15 protein-coding genes are annotated in these 15,635 nt (G+C 64.8%); 7 read left to right on the top strand and 8 right to left on the bottom strand.

All coding sequences use genetic code 11. The annotated features are described in order from the left end of the window. The 5 genes from CAER_RS0110675 (at window position 1) to phnN (ending at window position 4,295) form a co-directional block, all read left to right on the top strand. A complete protein-coding gene (locus CAER_RS0110675) occupies window positions 1-1,101 on the top strand; it encodes a carbon-phosphorus lyase complex subunit PhnI (RefSeq protein WP_027235346.1) in 1,101 nt (366 codons plus the stop codon). 315 nt (window positions 1,102-1,416) lie between these two features. Beyond that, entirely contained in the window at window positions 1,417-2,274 is an 858-nt protein-coding gene (locus CAER_RS0110670; RefSeq protein WP_027235345.1) for an alpha-D-ribose 1-methylphosphonate 5-phosphate C-P-lyase PhnJ, read from the top strand. After that, on the top strand, window positions 2,274-3,044 hold the full coding sequence (gene phnK, locus CAER_RS0110665; protein WP_027235344.1) for a phosphonate C-P lyase system protein PhnK: 771 nt from the start codon (window positions 2,274-2,276) through the stop codon (window positions 3,042-3,044). The genes CAER_RS0110670 and phnK overlap by 1 nt, the downstream gene beginning before the upstream one ends. A 10-nt stretch (window positions 3,045-3,054) precedes the next feature. Continuing rightward, window positions 3,055-3,738, top strand: coding sequence for a phosphonate C-P lyase system protein PhnL (gene phnL, locus CAER_RS0110660; RefSeq protein WP_027235343.1), 684 nt, complete (start codon window positions 3,055-3,057; stop codon window positions 3,736-3,738). Beyond that, complete coding sequence (gene phnN, locus CAER_RS0110655) at window positions 3,735-4,295, top strand: phosphonate metabolism protein/1,5-bisphosphokinase (PRPP-forming) PhnN (protein WP_027235342.1); 561 nt, start codon at window positions 3,735-3,737, stop codon at window positions 4,293-4,295. The genes phnL and phnN overlap by 4 nt, the downstream gene beginning before the upstream one ends. On the opposite strand, the gene CAER_RS0110650 is transcribed toward phnN, so the two are convergent. Then, window positions 4,277-4,960, bottom strand: a complete 684-nt coding sequence (locus CAER_RS0110650) for a DUF1045 domain-containing protein (protein ID WP_027235341.1) — start codon at window positions 4,958-4,960, stop codon at window positions 4,277-4,279. The two genes, phnN and CAER_RS0110650, sit on opposite strands and share 19 nt — an antisense overlap. A 50-nt stretch (window positions 4,961-5,010) precedes the next feature. Here CAER_RS0110650 and CAER_RS0110645 point away from each other — a divergent pair, with 50 nt between their 5' ends. Next, on the top strand, window positions 5,011-6,153 hold the full coding sequence (locus tag CAER_RS0110645) for an alpha-D-ribose 1-methylphosphonate 5-triphosphate diphosphatase (protein ID WP_027235340.1): 1,143 nt from the start codon (window positions 5,011-5,013) through the stop codon (window positions 6,151-6,153). Between the two features lie 65 nt (window positions 6,154-6,218). On the opposite strand, the gene CAER_RS0110640 is transcribed toward CAER_RS0110645, so the two are convergent. From CAER_RS0110640 to CAER_RS0110610, 7 genes are read right to left on the bottom strand one after another with little or no spacing between them, the layout of a single operon-like run. Then, window positions 6,219-6,698: a class I SAM-dependent methyltransferase gene (locus tag CAER_RS0110640; protein WP_027235339.1), complete on the bottom strand. Its 480-nt coding sequence runs from the start codon at window positions 6,696-6,698 to the stop codon at window positions 6,219-6,221. Next, the gene (locus CAER_RS0110635; protein WP_027235338.1) at window positions 6,699-7,457 is read right to left on the bottom strand and encodes a polysaccharide deacetylase family protein; all 759 of its coding nucleotides are present in this window, start codon (window positions 7,455-7,457) and stop codon (window positions 6,699-6,701) included. It lies immediately after the preceding gene. Then, window positions 7,454-8,590 (bottom strand): glycosyltransferase family protein, encoded by a 1,137-nt coding sequence (locus tag CAER_RS0110630; protein ID WP_027235337.1) that lies wholly within the window; start codon window positions 8,588-8,590, stop codon window positions 7,454-7,456. Before CAER_RS0110630 ends, CAER_RS0110635 begins: the two co-directional genes overlap by 4 nt. Next, complete coding sequence (locus CAER_RS0110625; protein WP_027235336.1) at window positions 8,587-9,174, bottom strand: histidine phosphatase family protein; 588 nt, start codon at window positions 9,172-9,174, stop codon at window positions 8,587-8,589. The genes CAER_RS0110630 and CAER_RS0110625 overlap by 4 nt, the downstream gene beginning before the upstream one ends. Next, window positions 9,171-10,259 carry a glycosyltransferase family 4 protein gene (locus CAER_RS0110620; RefSeq protein ID WP_027235335.1) on the bottom strand — a complete coding sequence of 363 codons (1,089 nt, stop codon included), beginning with the start codon at window positions 10,257-10,259 and terminating at the stop codon, window positions 9,171-9,173. Before CAER_RS0110620 ends, CAER_RS0110625 begins: the two co-directional genes overlap by 4 nt. A gap of 6 nt (window positions 10,260-10,265) precedes the next feature. Beyond that, the gene (locus CAER_RS0110615; protein WP_027235334.1) at window positions 10,266-11,510 is read right to left on the bottom strand and encodes a glycosyltransferase family 4 protein; all 1,245 of its coding nucleotides are present in this window, start codon (window positions 11,508-11,510) and stop codon (window positions 10,266-10,268) included. Next, window positions 11,507-12,733, bottom strand: a complete 1,227-nt coding sequence (locus CAER_RS0110610; protein ID WP_027235333.1) for a glycosyltransferase family protein — start codon at window positions 12,731-12,733, stop codon at window positions 11,507-11,509. Before CAER_RS0110610 ends, CAER_RS0110615 begins: the two co-directional genes overlap by 4 nt. Before the next feature lie 393 nt (window positions 12,734-13,126). Between CAER_RS0110610 and CAER_RS0110605 the strand changes: the two genes are divergently transcribed. After that, window positions 13,127-15,601, top strand: coding sequence for a mechanosensitive ion channel family protein (locus CAER_RS0110605; protein WP_027235332.1), 2,475 nt, complete (start codon window positions 13,127-13,129; stop codon window positions 15,599-15,601). The last annotated feature ends 34 nt before the right edge of the window (window positions 15,602-15,635 follow it).

Genomic DNA, 15,635 nt, shown 5'->3' with positions numbered 1-15,635 from the left:
ATGTACGTTGCAGTCAAGGGCGGCGAACGCGCCATTGAAAACGCCCATGCCTGGCTGGCTGAGGAGCGCCGCGGCGATACCAGTGTCGCGGAGCTGAGCCTGTCCCAGATCCGCGAGCAGCTGAGCCTGGCGGTGAACCGGGTGATGGCCGAAGGCTCGCTCTACGATCCGGACCTTGCCGCGCTGGCCATCAAGCAGGCGCGCGGTGATCTGATAGAGGCAATCTTTCTGATCCGCGCCTACCGCACCACCCTGCCGCGGTTTGGCTATTCGCAGCCGGTGGAGACCGGAGAAATGGCCTGCGACCGCCGGATCTCCGCGACCTTCAAGGACGCCCCCGGCGGGCAGGTGCTGGGGCCGACCTTCGATTACACCCACCGCCTGCTGGACTTCAAACTGGCCGCCGACGGTGAGGTGCCCGAGGCGCCAGTGTCCGAGCCGCGCCAGGAGGCCACGCCGCATATCACCGAATTCCTGCAAGGCGAGGACATCATCGAGCGCGAGCCTGCCTCGGACGCGGTTCCGGGTGATCTGACGCGCGAGCCGATGTCCTTCCCGGCGGGACGGGCGGTGCGCCTGCAATCGCTGACCCGCGGCGATGAGGGGTTTATCCTCGGCATGGCTTATTCGACACAGCGCGGCTATGCGCGCAACCATGCCTTTGTCGGCGAGCTGCGAATTGGCAGCGTGCCTGTGGAGATGGAGATCCCGGAGCTGGGCTTTTCCATCGAGATCGGCGAGGTGGAGCTGACCGAATGCGAGACGGTGAACCAGTTCAAGGGCTCCAAGACGGTGCCGCCGCAGTTCACCCGCGGCTATGGTCTGGTCTTTGGCCAGTCAGAGCGCAAATCCATCGCCATGGCGCTGGTCGACCGGGCGCTGCGCTGGGAAGAGCTGGGCGAGGACAATCTGGGCGCGCCAGCGCAGGACGAGGAATTTGTCCTGAGCCACGCCGACAACATCCAGGCCACCGGCTTTCTGGAGCACATCAAGCTGCCGCATTACGTCGACTTCCAGTCCGAGCTGGAACTAGTCCGCAAACTGCGCCGGGAAGCGGCAGAGCTGGCTGAGACGCTGGCGGCAAAGGAGGCTGCGGAATGAGCTTAATCGCCTCCACCGCCGCCTGCGTCACCTCCGCCGAATCCTTCGCTGTCGTGGCCTTGGACCCAAGGACGGCCAGAGCCAGGGCCATGGGACGCAATGCTTGCATCAACCGGGTCTATACTCGTGTGATTGTGTCCGGATGGGCAGCGCATCGCGTGGTCATAGCCGCCTGCGCGCAAGGTGCGAAAAATGCGGACGAGAGCCCAAATCAGAACGCCAAGTCCAACGGCCAAGACATAGCCGAGAGTGTTTTCCGTCAAAATACTGCGCTCCATTCCTGTTTGGGCCACACAGCTCTAATTCGAGGTCATGATGCCTGACTACAACTTTGCATACCTTGACGAACAGACCAAACGGATGATCCGCCGGGCGATCCTGAAAGGCTTGGCTGTGCCGGGCTATCAGGTGCCCTTTGCCAGCCGCGAGATGCCGATGCCCTATGGCTGGGGCACCGGCGGGGTTCAGGTCTCCGCCGCGACGCTGACGCGGGACGACACGCTGAAAGTCATCGACCAAGGGGCTGACGACACCACAAACGCGGTGTCGATCCGCAAGTTTTTTGAGAAGACGGCGGGTGTGGCAACGACTGAAGAAACGGCAAAAGCCAGCGTCATCCAGACCCGCCACCGGATCCCGGAGGCGGAGCTGACTGAAGACCAGATCCTGGTTTATCAGGTGCCGATCCCGGAGCCGTTGCGCTTCCTGGAACCGCGCGAGACCGAAACTCGCAAAATGCACGCCCTTCAGGAATACGGGCTGATGCACGTGAAACTTTACGAGGACATCTCGCAGCACGGCGCGATTGCCACCGCCTATGCCTATCCGGTGAAGGTGGAGGGACGTTACGTGATGGACCCGTCGCCGATACCGAAGTTCGACAATCCCAAGATGGAGATGGCGGCGATCCAGCTGTTTGGTGCCGGCCGGGAGCAGCGGATCTATGCGGTGCCGCCCTACACACAGGTCGTGTCTCTGGATTTCGAGGATTACCCGTTTGAGGCCAGCAAGGCGGACCACCCGTGCGACTTGTGCGGGGCGGATGACAGCTATCTGGACGAGGTGATCCTGGATGATGCGGGCAACCGGATGTTTGTCTGTTCGGACACCGATTACTGCCGCACGCGGCGCGAGGCAGGCCATAGCGGCCGCCTGGGTGAGGAGGCAGCGTGATGACCCCTTTGCTGCAAGTGAAGAATGTGGCCAAGCTGTACGGCGCACGGATCGGCTGCACCGGTGTGAGCTTTGATCTCTACCCGGGCGAGGTGATGGGAATCGTGGGTGAAAGCGGTTCTGGCAAGTCGACGCTGCTGAACAGTCTGGCGGGCCACTTGGTGCCGGACCAGGGAGAGGTAATCTATTACACCCGCACAAGCGGGCCGGTGGATACCGTCACAATGTCAGAGCCGGAACGGCGGATGCTGGGCCGTACCGATTGGGCCTTTGTGCATCAGCACGCAAGGGACGGGCTGCGCATGCCGGTTTCGGCCGGCGGTAACATTGGCGAACGGCTGATGGCCGTGGGGAACCGCCATTATGGCTCGATCCGCGAACAGGCGGCGGACTGGCTGGGCCGGGTTGAGATTTCCGAAAGCCGTATCGACGACCGCCCTTCGGCCTTCTCCGGCGGTATGCAGCAGCGCCTGCAAATCGCACGCAATCTGGTGACAGGCCCGCGGCTGGTGTTCATGGACGAACCGACCGGTGGACTGGATGTCTCGGTGCAGGCGCGCTTGCTGGATCTGCTGCGGGGCCTCGTGCGGGAGATGGGGCTGAGCGCCATTATCGTGACACACGATCTGGCCGTTGTGCGCCTGCTGGCGGACCGGCTGATGGTGATGAAGGACGGCCATGTGGTGGAAACCGGGCTGACCGATCAGGTGCTGGACGATCCCCAGCACGGCTATACCCAGCTGCTGGTTTCCAGCGTGCTGCAAGTCTGAGGGCAGGGTGATGATTGAATTGAACGATGTAAGCAAGAGCTTCACCCTGCACAACCAGGGCAGTGCGGTGATTCCGGTCATGCAAAACGCCACGCTGAGTGTGCAACCCGGAGAATGTGTCGGCCTGACGGGCGCCTCCGGGGCGGGCAAGTCCACACTGATGCGTGTGATCTACGGCAACTATCTGGCGGCCTCCGGCAGCGTGGTCGTCGGCGGCGTGGATGTGGCCAAGGCCGCGCCGCGGGAGATACTGGCGCTGCGCCGTGACACGCTGGGATATGTCAGCCAATTCCTGCGGGTGGTTCCGCGGGTGCCAACGCTGGATGTTGTGGCTGAACCGCTGCTGGCAGTCGGCACGCCGGCCGATCAGGCGCGGGACAAGGCGGCCTCGCTGCTGGCGCAGCTCAATATACCCGAACGTCTTTGGAGTCTGAGCCCCACGACATTCTCGGGCGGTGAGCAGCAGCGGGTGAATATCGCCCGCGGCTTCGCCTATGAGTATCCGGCGCTGCTGCTGGATGAACCGACGGCGAGCCTTGATGCGCAAAACCGCGCCACTGTGCTTGCGCTGATCGCAGGTGCCAAGGCGCGGGGGGCTGCGATCATCGGCATCTTCCACGATGAGGCGGCGCGCCAGCAGGTTTGCGACCGGTTCGTGGACGTGTCGGACTTTGCTCCCAAGGCGGCGGCATGAGTGCGTCTGCAAATAAAGGCCCGGTCATTGCCGTGGTCGGACCGTCCGGAGTTGGCAAGGACAGCCTGATGTCTGCGCTTGCGGTCTCCGGTCCTCAGCTGCGGCTGATGCGGCGGGTGATCACCCGCGCGCCGGAGGCAGGCGGGGAGGATTACCAGGCGGTGACCGAGGCTGAGTTTTCGGCCCTTGCGCGCAACGGCGTGTTTGCCTTGGACTGGCAAGCGCATGGCCTGCAGTATGGCATTCCGCGCGAAATCGAAGCCTTGCGGGCCGGTGCGGGCGGTGTGCTGGTCAATTTGTCCCGTGCTGTGCTGCTGCAGGCGCAGGAGGTGTTCGGTGATTTCATTGTGCTGTCGGTGACGGCGCGACCAGAGGTGCTGGTCGAACGGTTGTCTGCCCGCGGGCGGGAAGACGCCGGGGAGGTTCGGCGCCGTCTTGCCAGGGCGGCCAATCCCTTGCCGGAAGGGCTGCGCAGGGTTCATGTGATCGACAACAGCGGTGCGCTCAGCACGGCGGTGGCCGCCGCGCTGGCAGCCCTTCAGCCGGAAAGGGCGTAGCGGTGGATCAGGTGGAAGTTTCCGTCCTCTGCTTCGCCCGCCAGCACAATATCGCGGATTTCCAGCGGTGCGGGCAGCAGCGGGATGAGACGCTCGTTCAGCGCCGCTTCAACCGCCGGCAGGTCGGGCTTCGGCAGTTTGCCGGTCAGCGTGATGTGAAACCGGAATTGCTCCAGCACATAAGGATAGCCCCACAGGGTGAGGTTCCTGTCCTGTTCCGGGCTCAGGCCCGCGCCGCGGCGGCGTTCCAGCTCAGCCTGGGCCGCCGGCGCGCGGAAAGGGTCCAGCTCTGTCACGCAGGCGGCGGCCAGGGCGTTCAGCGCGGTTTCATCGCCGGAGGGCCGCAGCGCCAGGAAGCGGCCGAGCCGCGCCAGGTGGAACCCCTCGAGCGTCACCGGCCTCTGCGCCGCGGCCAGCGCCGCGCAGGCTGCATCCAGCGCTGCCTGGGATTGCCCTTCGGCAAGGCGCATCGGCGGCTTCAGGGTGGCATGAAGTCCGTATTTGCGGGGAACCTTCGTTATCGCCGCCACGTCCAGCCCGGTGTCTTCCGGTTGAGGCAGGCTGCGGCCTGTTTCCAGGTCCCAGCCCAGCCAGCTTGCGGCGAACCGGCACCATTCCGCATCTGCGGGCGGAGCATAGTAGATCGCGTATCGCGTGAATGTCACATTGGCCTCCTAAACGTGGCCTTCCATAACTCGAAAGATGTGAAGTTCAGATGACAGAAGAGTTGATCCTTGCCAATGCCACACTGGTGCTTCCGGGGGAGACCCGCACCGGTAGCGTGAAGGTTTCCAGCGGTGAGATCGAGGACATTGCAGAGGGCACCTCGGTTCCGGCGGGCGCCATCGACTGCGGGGGCGATTATGTCTGTCCGGGTCTGGTGGAACTGCATACCGACAATCTGGAGCGTCACATCCAGCCGCGCCCCAAGGTGGACTGGCCGCACGCCAGCGCGATCATTGCCCATGATGCGGAACTGGCGGGCACTGGCATCACCACGGTATTTGATGCGATGCGTGTCGGCTCGATCAGCCGCAAGGAAAGCCGCTATGGCGCTTATGCCCGCGGTCTGGCCGCTGAGCTGCTGGAACTCAGAGCGGCGGAGGCGCTGAAGATCTCGCATTTCCTGCACCTGCGGGCCGAAGTCTGCTCAGACACCCTGATTGAGGAACTGGAGGCCTTTGGCGAAGCGGACCGGGTCGGGCTGGTTTCGCTGATGGACCACACGCCGGGCCAGCGGCAGTTCCGCGATCTCTCCAAGCTGGAGCAGTACGTGAAGGGCAAGCACGGGTTCGACGACGCCGCGTTCCAGGCGCATATCGCTCATCTGAGAGAGCTGCGCGAGACCCATGGCGACTTGCATGAGGCGGAAGCGGTGAAGGCGGCCAAGCGATTTGGCGCAGTGCTGGCAAGCCATGACGACACCACGGCCGGGCAGGTGGCCGTTTCGGCAGGCCATGGCATTCAGCTGGCGGAGTTCCCCACCACGGTGGAGGCCGCGCAGGCCTGTCATGCCCATGGCATCAAGGTGATGATGGGCGCTCCAAACCTGATCCGCGGCGGCTCGCACTCCGGCAATGTTGCGGCGCATGAACTGGCGGAACTGGAGCTTTTGGACATCCTGTCGTCGGATTATGTGCCGGCCGCGCTGTTGATGGCGGCGGTCATGCTGGGGCAATCGTGGGGCGACATGGCGCGGGGCCTGGGCACGGTGACACATGCGCCGGCCGATGCAGTGGGCCTGCACGACCGCGGGCGGCTGGAGACCGGCAAGCGCGCCGACCTGATCCGGTTCCGTGTGACAGCAGGCGCGCCTGCAGTGCGCGGTGTCTGGTCGCGCGGTTTGCGGGTGGCCTGACCGCCCGGCCGCTGGGGAGGCGGAAGCGCCCGGCCTCTTGAATTGGGGGCGGCCGGGGGCTTGGATCAGTTGGCCCGGTAGAACATGTAGCGGCCGGGCGGGATGCCTTCTGGACCGTCAAGCTCTTCGAAACCTGCCAGCGGCTGGCCGGAGACGATGATGCCGCCCGGTGCCATAACCCGGGCAATGGCGGGAGACAGGGCGGTGGCCTCGGCAACGTCCTTTTCCTTAATCCCGAAGCCAAAGTCGTAATGCGCGAGCGCGATCCGGCGGCCATTGCCGGCGAGCCGCTCCAGCATCGGTTTGGCTTCGCCCTGCAGGAAGTCCTGTTCCGGCGGGATGCAGGAGGGGTGGCACTGTAGCACACGGTCGATCACCCAGATCCGGCGGGTGGACAGAATTGCGCGCAAATGGTCGTAGGTACGCCCGTTGCCAAGCCCCATGTCGAGCACATCGCCCTCCATCGCGCTGATTTGCTCTGCGGCCCAGTTCAGGCCGTCGCGCTGGGCGGTCAGGCGACGCAGCATGGAATCGAGGCGGCTCATTCAGGACATCCTTTCATCATAGATCCAAGCCTCTGCCGGACCATTCAACAAGCGCCTGGCGAGGTCGGCGGTGAACTCCCAGACCGCCTCGTCGTGCACCAAGTGATGGGTGAGAAGTCCATAGGGCTCTGCGTTGTCCGCATCACCCAGGCGGCGGTCGCGCAGCTGGCGCGCGGCTTGCGCAATCAGCTGGTCCGGCGGCAGCAAGCTGCGCGAACCCTTCCAGTTGATCGGATCCAGGTGGGTGTTCACCCGCAAAAGGCCCGAGGCTGGTTTGGCGCTGCTGCGCGGGCCGAAGGTGGAAACGGCGGTAAAGCCGGCACCGGCCAGCCAGGTCAGCATTTCCGGAGAGACCCTGTTCCAGGGCGGCACGAACATCGTCCGCAGGCTGGCGCCAAACAGCTCCTGCAGGCGGGTCAAGCCGCGCTCGGCGTCGTCCAGCAGTACTTCCAGCGGCCGGTGAGCACCGAATTCGGCCTTCTTCTCGCCTGCAGGGGCGTGGTTCTGGTGCGCCCAGCCGTGAGCCACCGGAATGAGCTGCGGATTGGCGGCAACAAAACGGGCCAGATCCGCTGTGACGCCTTGGGGGATAACCGCAAGATGAACAGGCAAATCAAGCTCCGCGGAGAGGTCCGCCAGACGGTCCAGTTCGGCGGACTGTGACATCGCATCGTCGTCACGCCACCACAAGGGCAGCGTCAGGCCCGCCTCCTGCCAGTGCTCCAGTTCCTGGTCCAGCCCGCTCCAATCCGGTGTCATTCGCGCTCCCCCGCAAGTTCTGCGGCAATCTCCACACTCCGGGCGGCTCCGTCAAACCTGAAACCGCCTGCAAGCCGCGGCGGAGCCTGCATTGCCGCCTTGACCGCAGCGCATAGCGTTTCGGGCGTGAGGTCCGCTGTCTTGATCACCTCTATCCCGCTCAGCGGCGCGAGGCTGGCGGCACGCAGACCCTGTTCGGTCTCATTGCCCGCATCAAAGGGGATCAGGACCGCAGGCGTCCCGGCTTGCAACAGGTCAAGCGCGGTGTTGTAGCCGCACATGCTGACAGAGGCGGCGGCGTGGGAGAGCATCTGCCGGAAGTCCTTGCGCGCCGGTTCCAGCAAGGCGGGGGAGCCTGCCTTGGCGAATTCTGCAATCCGCGCGTCGGCGTCCGCACCGCCAACCAGCAGGCGCCAGGGGATCTCCGGCATCCGCTTGGCCGCTTCCAGAGCGGTCCGGTACAGCGGCGTTCCCACATTGCCGCCGCCGGCGCTGACCAGAACCTCGCCGCTGCCTGCCTGGTTCGGGTGGGGTCCTGCGGCGGGCGGCGCGACATAGCCGGTATAGCGCAGCTTGCCGCTTAGCATCGGCGAGACCGGCCAGCTGGCCTCCAGCCTGGTGGCCGCTGGATCGGAGTGGACCAGCACCGCATCGTAATACCGGGCGATAACCGCATCGGCCTTTTCCGCCTTCTCCGGTTTGGAGGGCGGTGCGAGGATGTCACGGATGGAGGACAGGATCACCGGCCGCCGGGGCAGCGCATCGGCGGTCTCCAGCAGGGCCAGGAATTCCTGACGCAGGGAACGGCGGCCAAAGGGGTAGAGTTCGGTGATCAGCACATCGGGCTGCAGCCTGCGCAGGGCTGCGCAGAGGGCGTCTTTGCGGCGGGTCTGATACGCCTCGCCGGTCAAAGAGCCGTCCGCGTCCAGCAACCGGGTGAAATCCACCCCGTCCGAGCGCAGCGGCGGAAGCTGGACCACCTCAACCCCTTCGGCATTGAGTTGCGGGGCGGGAAATCCGCCGGAGGCCACCTGCACCTGTTGGCCGGCCGCGGTAAAGGCGCGGGCCAGCGTCAAGGCCCGCGAAAGATGGCCGGTGCCCAGGAGGTGGGTCACGGCAATCAGGACTTTCATGGCGCGTCCTCGCGGATCAGCCGGACCGGTTCGGCCCAAGGGCTGAGCGAGATTCCTTCGGCTTCCACCACGAACAGCCGGTTGCGTCTGATCCGGAAGGGGGCGGGGCCGTCGAAATCCCAGCCGTATGCGCGGGCCAGGATCATCCGCATGATGCCGATGTGGCAAACAGCGACGGTGTCCTGTGTCAGACCGTGCAGCCAGGGGGCTATACGGTCCCAGACCTTTGCCGGGCTCTCTCCACCCGGCGGGCGGTAGTGCCAGCCCCAGTCCTCGATATCTCGGAAGCCGCTGGCGGGGTCAGCCTTCAGGTCCAGACCGTGCAGCCCCTCCCAGTCGCCCCAGTTCATTTCTGTAAGCTCCGGCGCGGTCCGGGGCGGGCGGCCTGCAACAAGTTCGGCAGTTTCCGCCGCACGCGCCAGCGGGCTGGACCATAATTCTGCTGCGTCCCACGGGGCGGGCAAGGCATAACCGCCCAGTTCCGCGCGGGCCTGATCGTCCAGCGGTATGTCGCTGCGCCCCTGAATGCGCCCGGCACGGTTCCAGGCGGTATGTCCGTGGCGCAGGAGGGCGAGGCGGATCATGTCTGTGTCTCCATCAGCGGGGCGGCAACGTCCCAAAAGCGGCGCGCCGCGGCGGGGGCGAGGTGGTTTCGGGCGATGTAATCACGTCCCTCCCGGCCAATGCGGCTGCGCAGCGCGGGGTTTGCCAGCAGGGCCGCCGTGAAAGCTGCCAATGATTCCGCACCGTCTTCGGGCTCCGGGTAGGACCGGGCCAGCAGCACATCCCGAACGCCGGGGCGGTCTTGAGCCACGATTGGGAGACCATGGGCCTGCGCCTCAAGATAGACCATTCCGAAGGCTTCGTTCACACCGGGCCACAGGAACAGGGAGGAATTGGAATAAGCCGCTGACAATTCCTCGCGTGAGAGCTGGCCGAGGAAGCGGACCCGGCTGCCAAAGGGGGCCATCAGGGCCTCAACTTCGGACCGGGCCGGGCCGTCGCCTGCAATGTCCAGCCGCCAATCTTCTGGCAAATACGCAAGTGTCTCCGCAATAACGCGGTAGGAGGCAAGCTTGTCGCCTGCGCGCATCATGCCTGCAGTCAGCATCCGACCCGCCACAGAAGAGGCGGCCGGCAGCTCTTCAAGCGGCAGGAAGGGCGGCAGGTAGGCCACGGTCTGGCTGCCGGAGCGGTCCCGCTCCAGCGCAAAGCGGTCCTGTCCGGTGAAATAGAAGATCGCCGCAGCGGCATCGGCAGCGGCGTGGGCGGCCTCGGCAAATCCCGCCCATGGCCCGGTCAGGCGCTTCTTGGCGCGGGTGGATTCGATCTGCACATAAGGTATGCCGCGGGCGCGTGCCACGGCGGGGCCGATCAGGTCCGGCGCCTTGTAGTAGTTGTGGTAAGTGACCCAGAGGTCAGCTGCCGGCATATCCCTGATCAACCGGGCGGCCTCGTCCCTGGCCGCATTGCGCTGGATTGCCTGCAGCGCTGCATCGCCATGTTTGTCATAGATCCTGAGATCCGAGACCAGCTGCACATTCGCGCCGCTGGCGCTGAGCAGAGCCATAAGGTTGCGGGCTATTTCGCGATCGCCGGAGGGCACCGGGTGGTGCGGCGGCTTCATCGGCGCGTAGAATGCGACCCGCTTTCCGGTTCCCGGCAGCATGACCTGTCAGCCGACCTGCAGCATCGCCATCAGCCGTTTCGAGAGCTGGGCAATGCCGGGATCCATGCCGAAGTCCGAACGCAGCCGGGTCAGCGCGGCCTCAGCCATCTCTGCCAGCTTCTGCGGATGGCGGGCGGCATAGAGCAGCGTTTCCGCCAGCGCCTCGGGCGCGTCTTCGCTCAGCAGGCCGTGGGTGCCGTGGGTGATGAATTCCGGAATGGCGGAGACCGGGGTCGACAGGATCGGCAGGGTTTGCGAGGCGGCTTCCATCAGAACATTAGGCAGCCCGTCGCGGTCGCCGTCCGCCGCGACCCGGCTGGGCAGCACAAACAGGTCGGAGTTGCGCATCGCCTCAATCACTTCGGGCTGATCGCAGGCCCCACGCCAAGTGATGCGGTGGGCGATGCCTGCATCCTCCGCCATGCCTTGCAAGAGATCCCCCAGACCGCCGCCGCCGATGTGTGTCCAGTGCCAGTCAAGGCCCGCAGGCAGCAGCGCCAGCGCGGCGATCAGGCGGTCAAAACCCTTCTTCTCCACCAGGCGGCCAACCGACATGAAGCGGATCGGATCCTGCGGCTGCCGGGCCTTGCGCTCCGGCGGGGCGGGAAAGCGGGACAGGTCGAGCCCGTGATAAACCAGATCAACCCGGTCCGGCGTATCGGCCAGCTCCTGCAGGTGCTTAGCGCCAAAACCGGTGCAGGTGGCACCAAAGGCCGCGCCGTGATGGGCGGCTGAGAGCTTTTCCTGCAGCTCCCAATCCGGTGAGGTCCAGATGTCCTTGGCGTGCGCCGAAAAGCTCCACGGCAGGCCGCGCATGATTGCGGCATAGCGCGCGACGGAGGAGGGCGTGTGCAGGAAATGCGCGTAGAGGCCCAGCACCTCGTCAGGCATTTCAGCCGCCAGCACGCAGGCCTGGCCAAAGCGGCGGATGCGGTTGGGGGTCGGGTCACGGCGCAGATCGGCGCGCCAGATGCGGTAGGCTTCGCCGTAGCCAGGCAAGCCTTGCGCAATGGCGCGGGCGCGCCAGACCCGCTCAGGCTCCTGATGCAGGTATTCCGGCAGATAGTTCACCTTGGCTTGCAACTGCGCATGCAGCGGGTGGCGTTTGATGTCGGTGGGGTGGCGCAGGGACCAGATTTCGAACGCGTGGCCAGCCGCTTCCAGGGCGACCAGTTCCTGTGCGATGAAGGTCTCGGACAGCCGCGGCCAGCCCTTGACCACCACCGCAAGGGGCGGGCGGGGGGCGCTCATTCAGCAGCCTCCCGGCGCGTGTCCTGCAACAGGGCTGAGACCCTCCGTGTCACATAATCCAGCCCGTCCAAAAGACCCTCGGAGCCCGCGGCAGAGGGCGGCGGCTGGGTGGCCAGCGCGCGGATCGCCTTGGCCAGCGCCGGAGCCGTCCAGCCGTCGCGGGTCTCGTCCAGCATTGTGGTGAGGCCGATCTCCTCAGCCCGGCTGGCGCGGATCCATTGTTCCAGCCGCGGGGTGGTGCGGGGCACGATCACCGCGGGTTTGTCAAACGACAGCACCTCGCAGAAGGTGTTGTAACCGCCCATGCAGACCACGCCTTGGGCGCCGGCAAAAAGCGTTTCGATTTGCGACTCAAAACCTACAGCGGTGACGCGGCCATTGAGCCGGGCAACGCGCTCCTCGAAATCCTCGCGGGTTTCGCCGGACAGGAAGGGGCCGTAAACCAGCACCGCCCGGGGCGACAGCTCCGGGTCGGCTTCATAGGCCGACAGCACCAAGTCTACCATCATCTCGCCATCGCCGCCGCCGCCGGGGGTGACCAGCAAATAGGGCTGCTCAGGCGGTTCGCCCACTTGGCCAAGGTCGCGGCGCAGGTAGCCGGTCCAGTGCATCCGTTCCTGCATCTCCGGCGTGAAGGGCAAACCGGCGGTCGGGTCATAGACAGAACGCGGTCCATAGACCCAAATCTCGTCATAGAAGTCGCGGGTCGCCTCGACTGCGTGCTTGCGCTCCCATTCGGCGGCCAGCACCTCCGGCTCATCCAGAACGTCCCGCAGGCCCAGCACCATCTTGCAGCGGTTAGTGGACTTGAGCAGCTCCAGCGCCGGCATCAGTTCGCCGCGGAATCCCGTGGGCTCCTTATCGGCCACCAGCACATCCGGTTCGTATTGCTCCACTGTGGAGCGGATCAGAGCCGCGCGCAGTTCGGCGGTTTCCTCGATGCTCATGCCCATGGTGCGCGAGGCATAGGAGCCATCGGCGCGTTTGATCACACCGGGCAGGCGGACATGGTCCACCCGGGTCGGAAAGGAAAACCGCCCCGCCACCGGCGAGCCGGTGAGGATCAGCGCCGAAGCGTCCGGATTGGCTGCGGTAATCGCCCCGGCCAGCGCCCGCGAGCGGCGCAAATGCCCCAGCCCGAATGTGTCGTGGCTGTAGAACATGATCCGCGGTCCGCGCGCGCAGGTGTCCGCTGCTGTCTTTCGGGTGCTTGTTGCCGTCATGTAAGCGCCTGATCAGGGTTCCGGACCGCGCCGGGCAAGGGGATGGTTCCGGCGGCGCCGGGGGCACGCCGGCCTGTACTGCCGCTCGTCCCCGGGCGCGTGCTGTTGTGCTCCGCCATCGTCCGCCTCAGATTGCGCGCACCGCAGCCGGATAGGGCGGGGGGCGCGGTCAGTATTTGCCTTTGCAGCTGCCGCTCCGGGCGGTGACTTCCACGGCCTCGGGGGCAGCTGACCGCCCCAAGAGCGGATATCTGAATTTGTATAGCCCGGAGCCCTGGCGCATGCAATCATGCGCCTTGGTTGCGCGACGCACAGGAAATTGCGCGCGCGCCATTTGCGCAACGCTCTTGCGCGTGATTAGTTTGATGCGAGTTTCCAAAAGGATAGGCGGTGATGCTGCAAATGTTGTTCCGGTTCCTGCTGTGCCTGCTGCTGAGTTTTGGGCTGACACCTCACGCCGGCGCGCAGGAAAGTGAAACGGCTCCGGCGGACGCGCTGTCCAAGGCGATTGAACGGGCGGCCGAAAGCGGCGTCAGCGTGGTTGTGGTCGATAGCAGCGGCCAGCTGCTGAATGCGCCGCCGGCGGCAGAGCCGGAAGCCGGGCATCCGGTCTCTGACGCGATGGAGGAGCCCTCGATCCTGATGAAGGCGCAATCCAGGGTTGGGGCCTTCAGGGCGGAACTGAACAGCCGACTGGAGGCGCTGCCCTATTCAATCTTCGAAATGCAGTACATCCTGCGCCAGACCAGCCCGGACGGGCGCATAATGACCTATGTCGAGGTGATGGGCTGGAGTGTGCTGTTCCTGCTGATCGGCCGCTGGCTGTCGACGGAGATCTATGGCAAGCGCTTTGCCAAGCGGTTCGTTGTCGCGCGGATCCGGGAAACACCCCAAGGCTATCAGGAAAAGATGCCCTTTCTGGTGTTCCGGTTCCTGATGGGGATTGGCGCCACGGTTTTCGCGATGGTCTTTGCGGCGTTGATTTCCTACCTGATTTTCGGCGCCTCTGGCGATCCGTCCATCGAATTCACCGTGACGGCCGTTTATACCGCCTTCTTCCTGGCGCGCACGGTGTCCGACCTTTGGCGGATGGTGTTGTCACCGTTTTTGGCCCAGTACCGGATCCCCGTATTCTCCGACCGGGATGCCAAGCGGCTTTATATCTGGGCGTCTTTGCTGGCGACCTACGACATTTCCACGACGCTATTTGCCACCTGGGTCGGGGATTTCGGCCTGAATTACAATGTTTATGCGCTGGTTTACGGCGTTCTGGCCCTGGTGGGGACGCTGGGAAACCTGCTCATGGTTCTGGTCAACAGGCGGGCGATTTCAAACGCCATCCGTGCGGGCCGGGCACCCGAGGAGTGTTCCTGGCTAGTGCGCGTTCTGGCCGTGGCATGGGCGCCGGTTCTGATGATCTATATGGCGTTCGGCTGGCTCAAGCTGGCCTTTGACCTGGTTCTTGAGCAGGACATTTCGATCCCGCTGATGGCGGGCAGCTATTTCGTGCTGACCACGATCCTGGTGGTCTACGGGGTGATCAACTATGGTATTGAGCGCTATTTCAGCCGCGCCCGGCTGGTTAAGCGCGAAGCAGCAGAAGTGGAGGAAGCTGCGGCTGAGGCGGGGGAGCCGGAAACCGCCATCCATGCAGCTGACGCGCCTGCGGCGGAGGAAATCCATCCGGATACTTCCGGGCCGGCACCTTCCGCGGCGATGAACGCGGAAGTCGTGGACGTACCGCAGGACAGCGCAACGCCGGAACCGGAAGACGAAACCGGAGAAGAGGAAGTCGCGCCGCGGTCCAAGCACCCGATTGCCACCTACGAGGATCTTGCCCGCCGGGTTGCGGGCATCCTGGCCTTTGTGGTCGGAGCATACTCTTTGGTGATCGTGTGGAACCCGGACGCCAGCTGGATCGCTTCCACCGCCGCCGAACGGGCGGTCGATGTCACGGTGATCCTGTTCATCGGCTACATCGTCTATCACCTGTTCCGGATCTGGATCGACAGCAAGATCGACGAGGAGGCCGGGGACGCTCCTCAGGGAGAGCTCGGCGATGAAGGCGGCGCGGGCGGTGCCAGCCGTCTGGCAACGCTGCTGCCGCTGTTCCGCGGCGCGATCCTGGCGGTGGTTCTGGTGTCGATCGTGCTGATCGTGCTGCTGGAACTGGGCATCAACGTGAGCCCGCTGTTTGCCGGTGCCGGTGTGGTCGGCCTGGCGGTGGGCTTCGGCTCGCAGGCGCTCGTCAGGGACATCTTTTCCGGCGCCTTCTTCCTGATCGACGATGCCTTCCGCAAGGGGGAATACATCGACATCGGCGATGTGAAGGGCACGGTGGAAAAAATCTCGGTCCGCTCCTTCCAGCTGCGCCACCACCTGGGCGCGCTGCACACCATCCCCTTTGGCGAGATCAAGGTGCTGACCAACTATTCCCGCGACTGGGTAATGATGAAGCTGCCGCTGCGGGTGACCTATGACACTGATGTGGAAAAAGTCCGCAAGCTGATCAAGAAACTGGGCCAGACTCTGATGGATGACCCGGTTGTCGGACACACGTTCATTCAGCCGCTGAAATCCCAAGGCGTGATCGAGATGCAGGACTCGGCGATGATCATCCGGGTGAAATTCATGACCAAACCGGGGGACCAGTGGATCGTCCGCAAACGGGTGTATCAGGAAATCCGCGAACTGTTTGCCCGCGAAGGCATCAAATTTGCCCACCGAGAGGTCACCGTGCGGCTGGCGCCGGACCAGGAGGATGAGCTGACGCCGAAACAGAAGGAAGCCGCAGCAGGCGCTGTGCAGGCAGCAATCGACGAAGACATGCTGGAGGAAATGGGCGGACCCGGCGGCGACGACCGGTGAGGCTGCGGCCGGGGCTCTCCCGCCCCCGCGCTGG

The sequence above is a fragment of the Leisingera caerulea DSM 24564 genome (assembly GCF_000473325.1).
Lineage (GTDB): Bacteria > Pseudomonadota > Alphaproteobacteria > Rhodobacterales > Rhodobacteraceae > Leisingera > Leisingera caerulea.
Note: the sequence above shows the minus strand (reverse complement) of the source record. Positions and strands in the feature narration are given on the sequence as shown.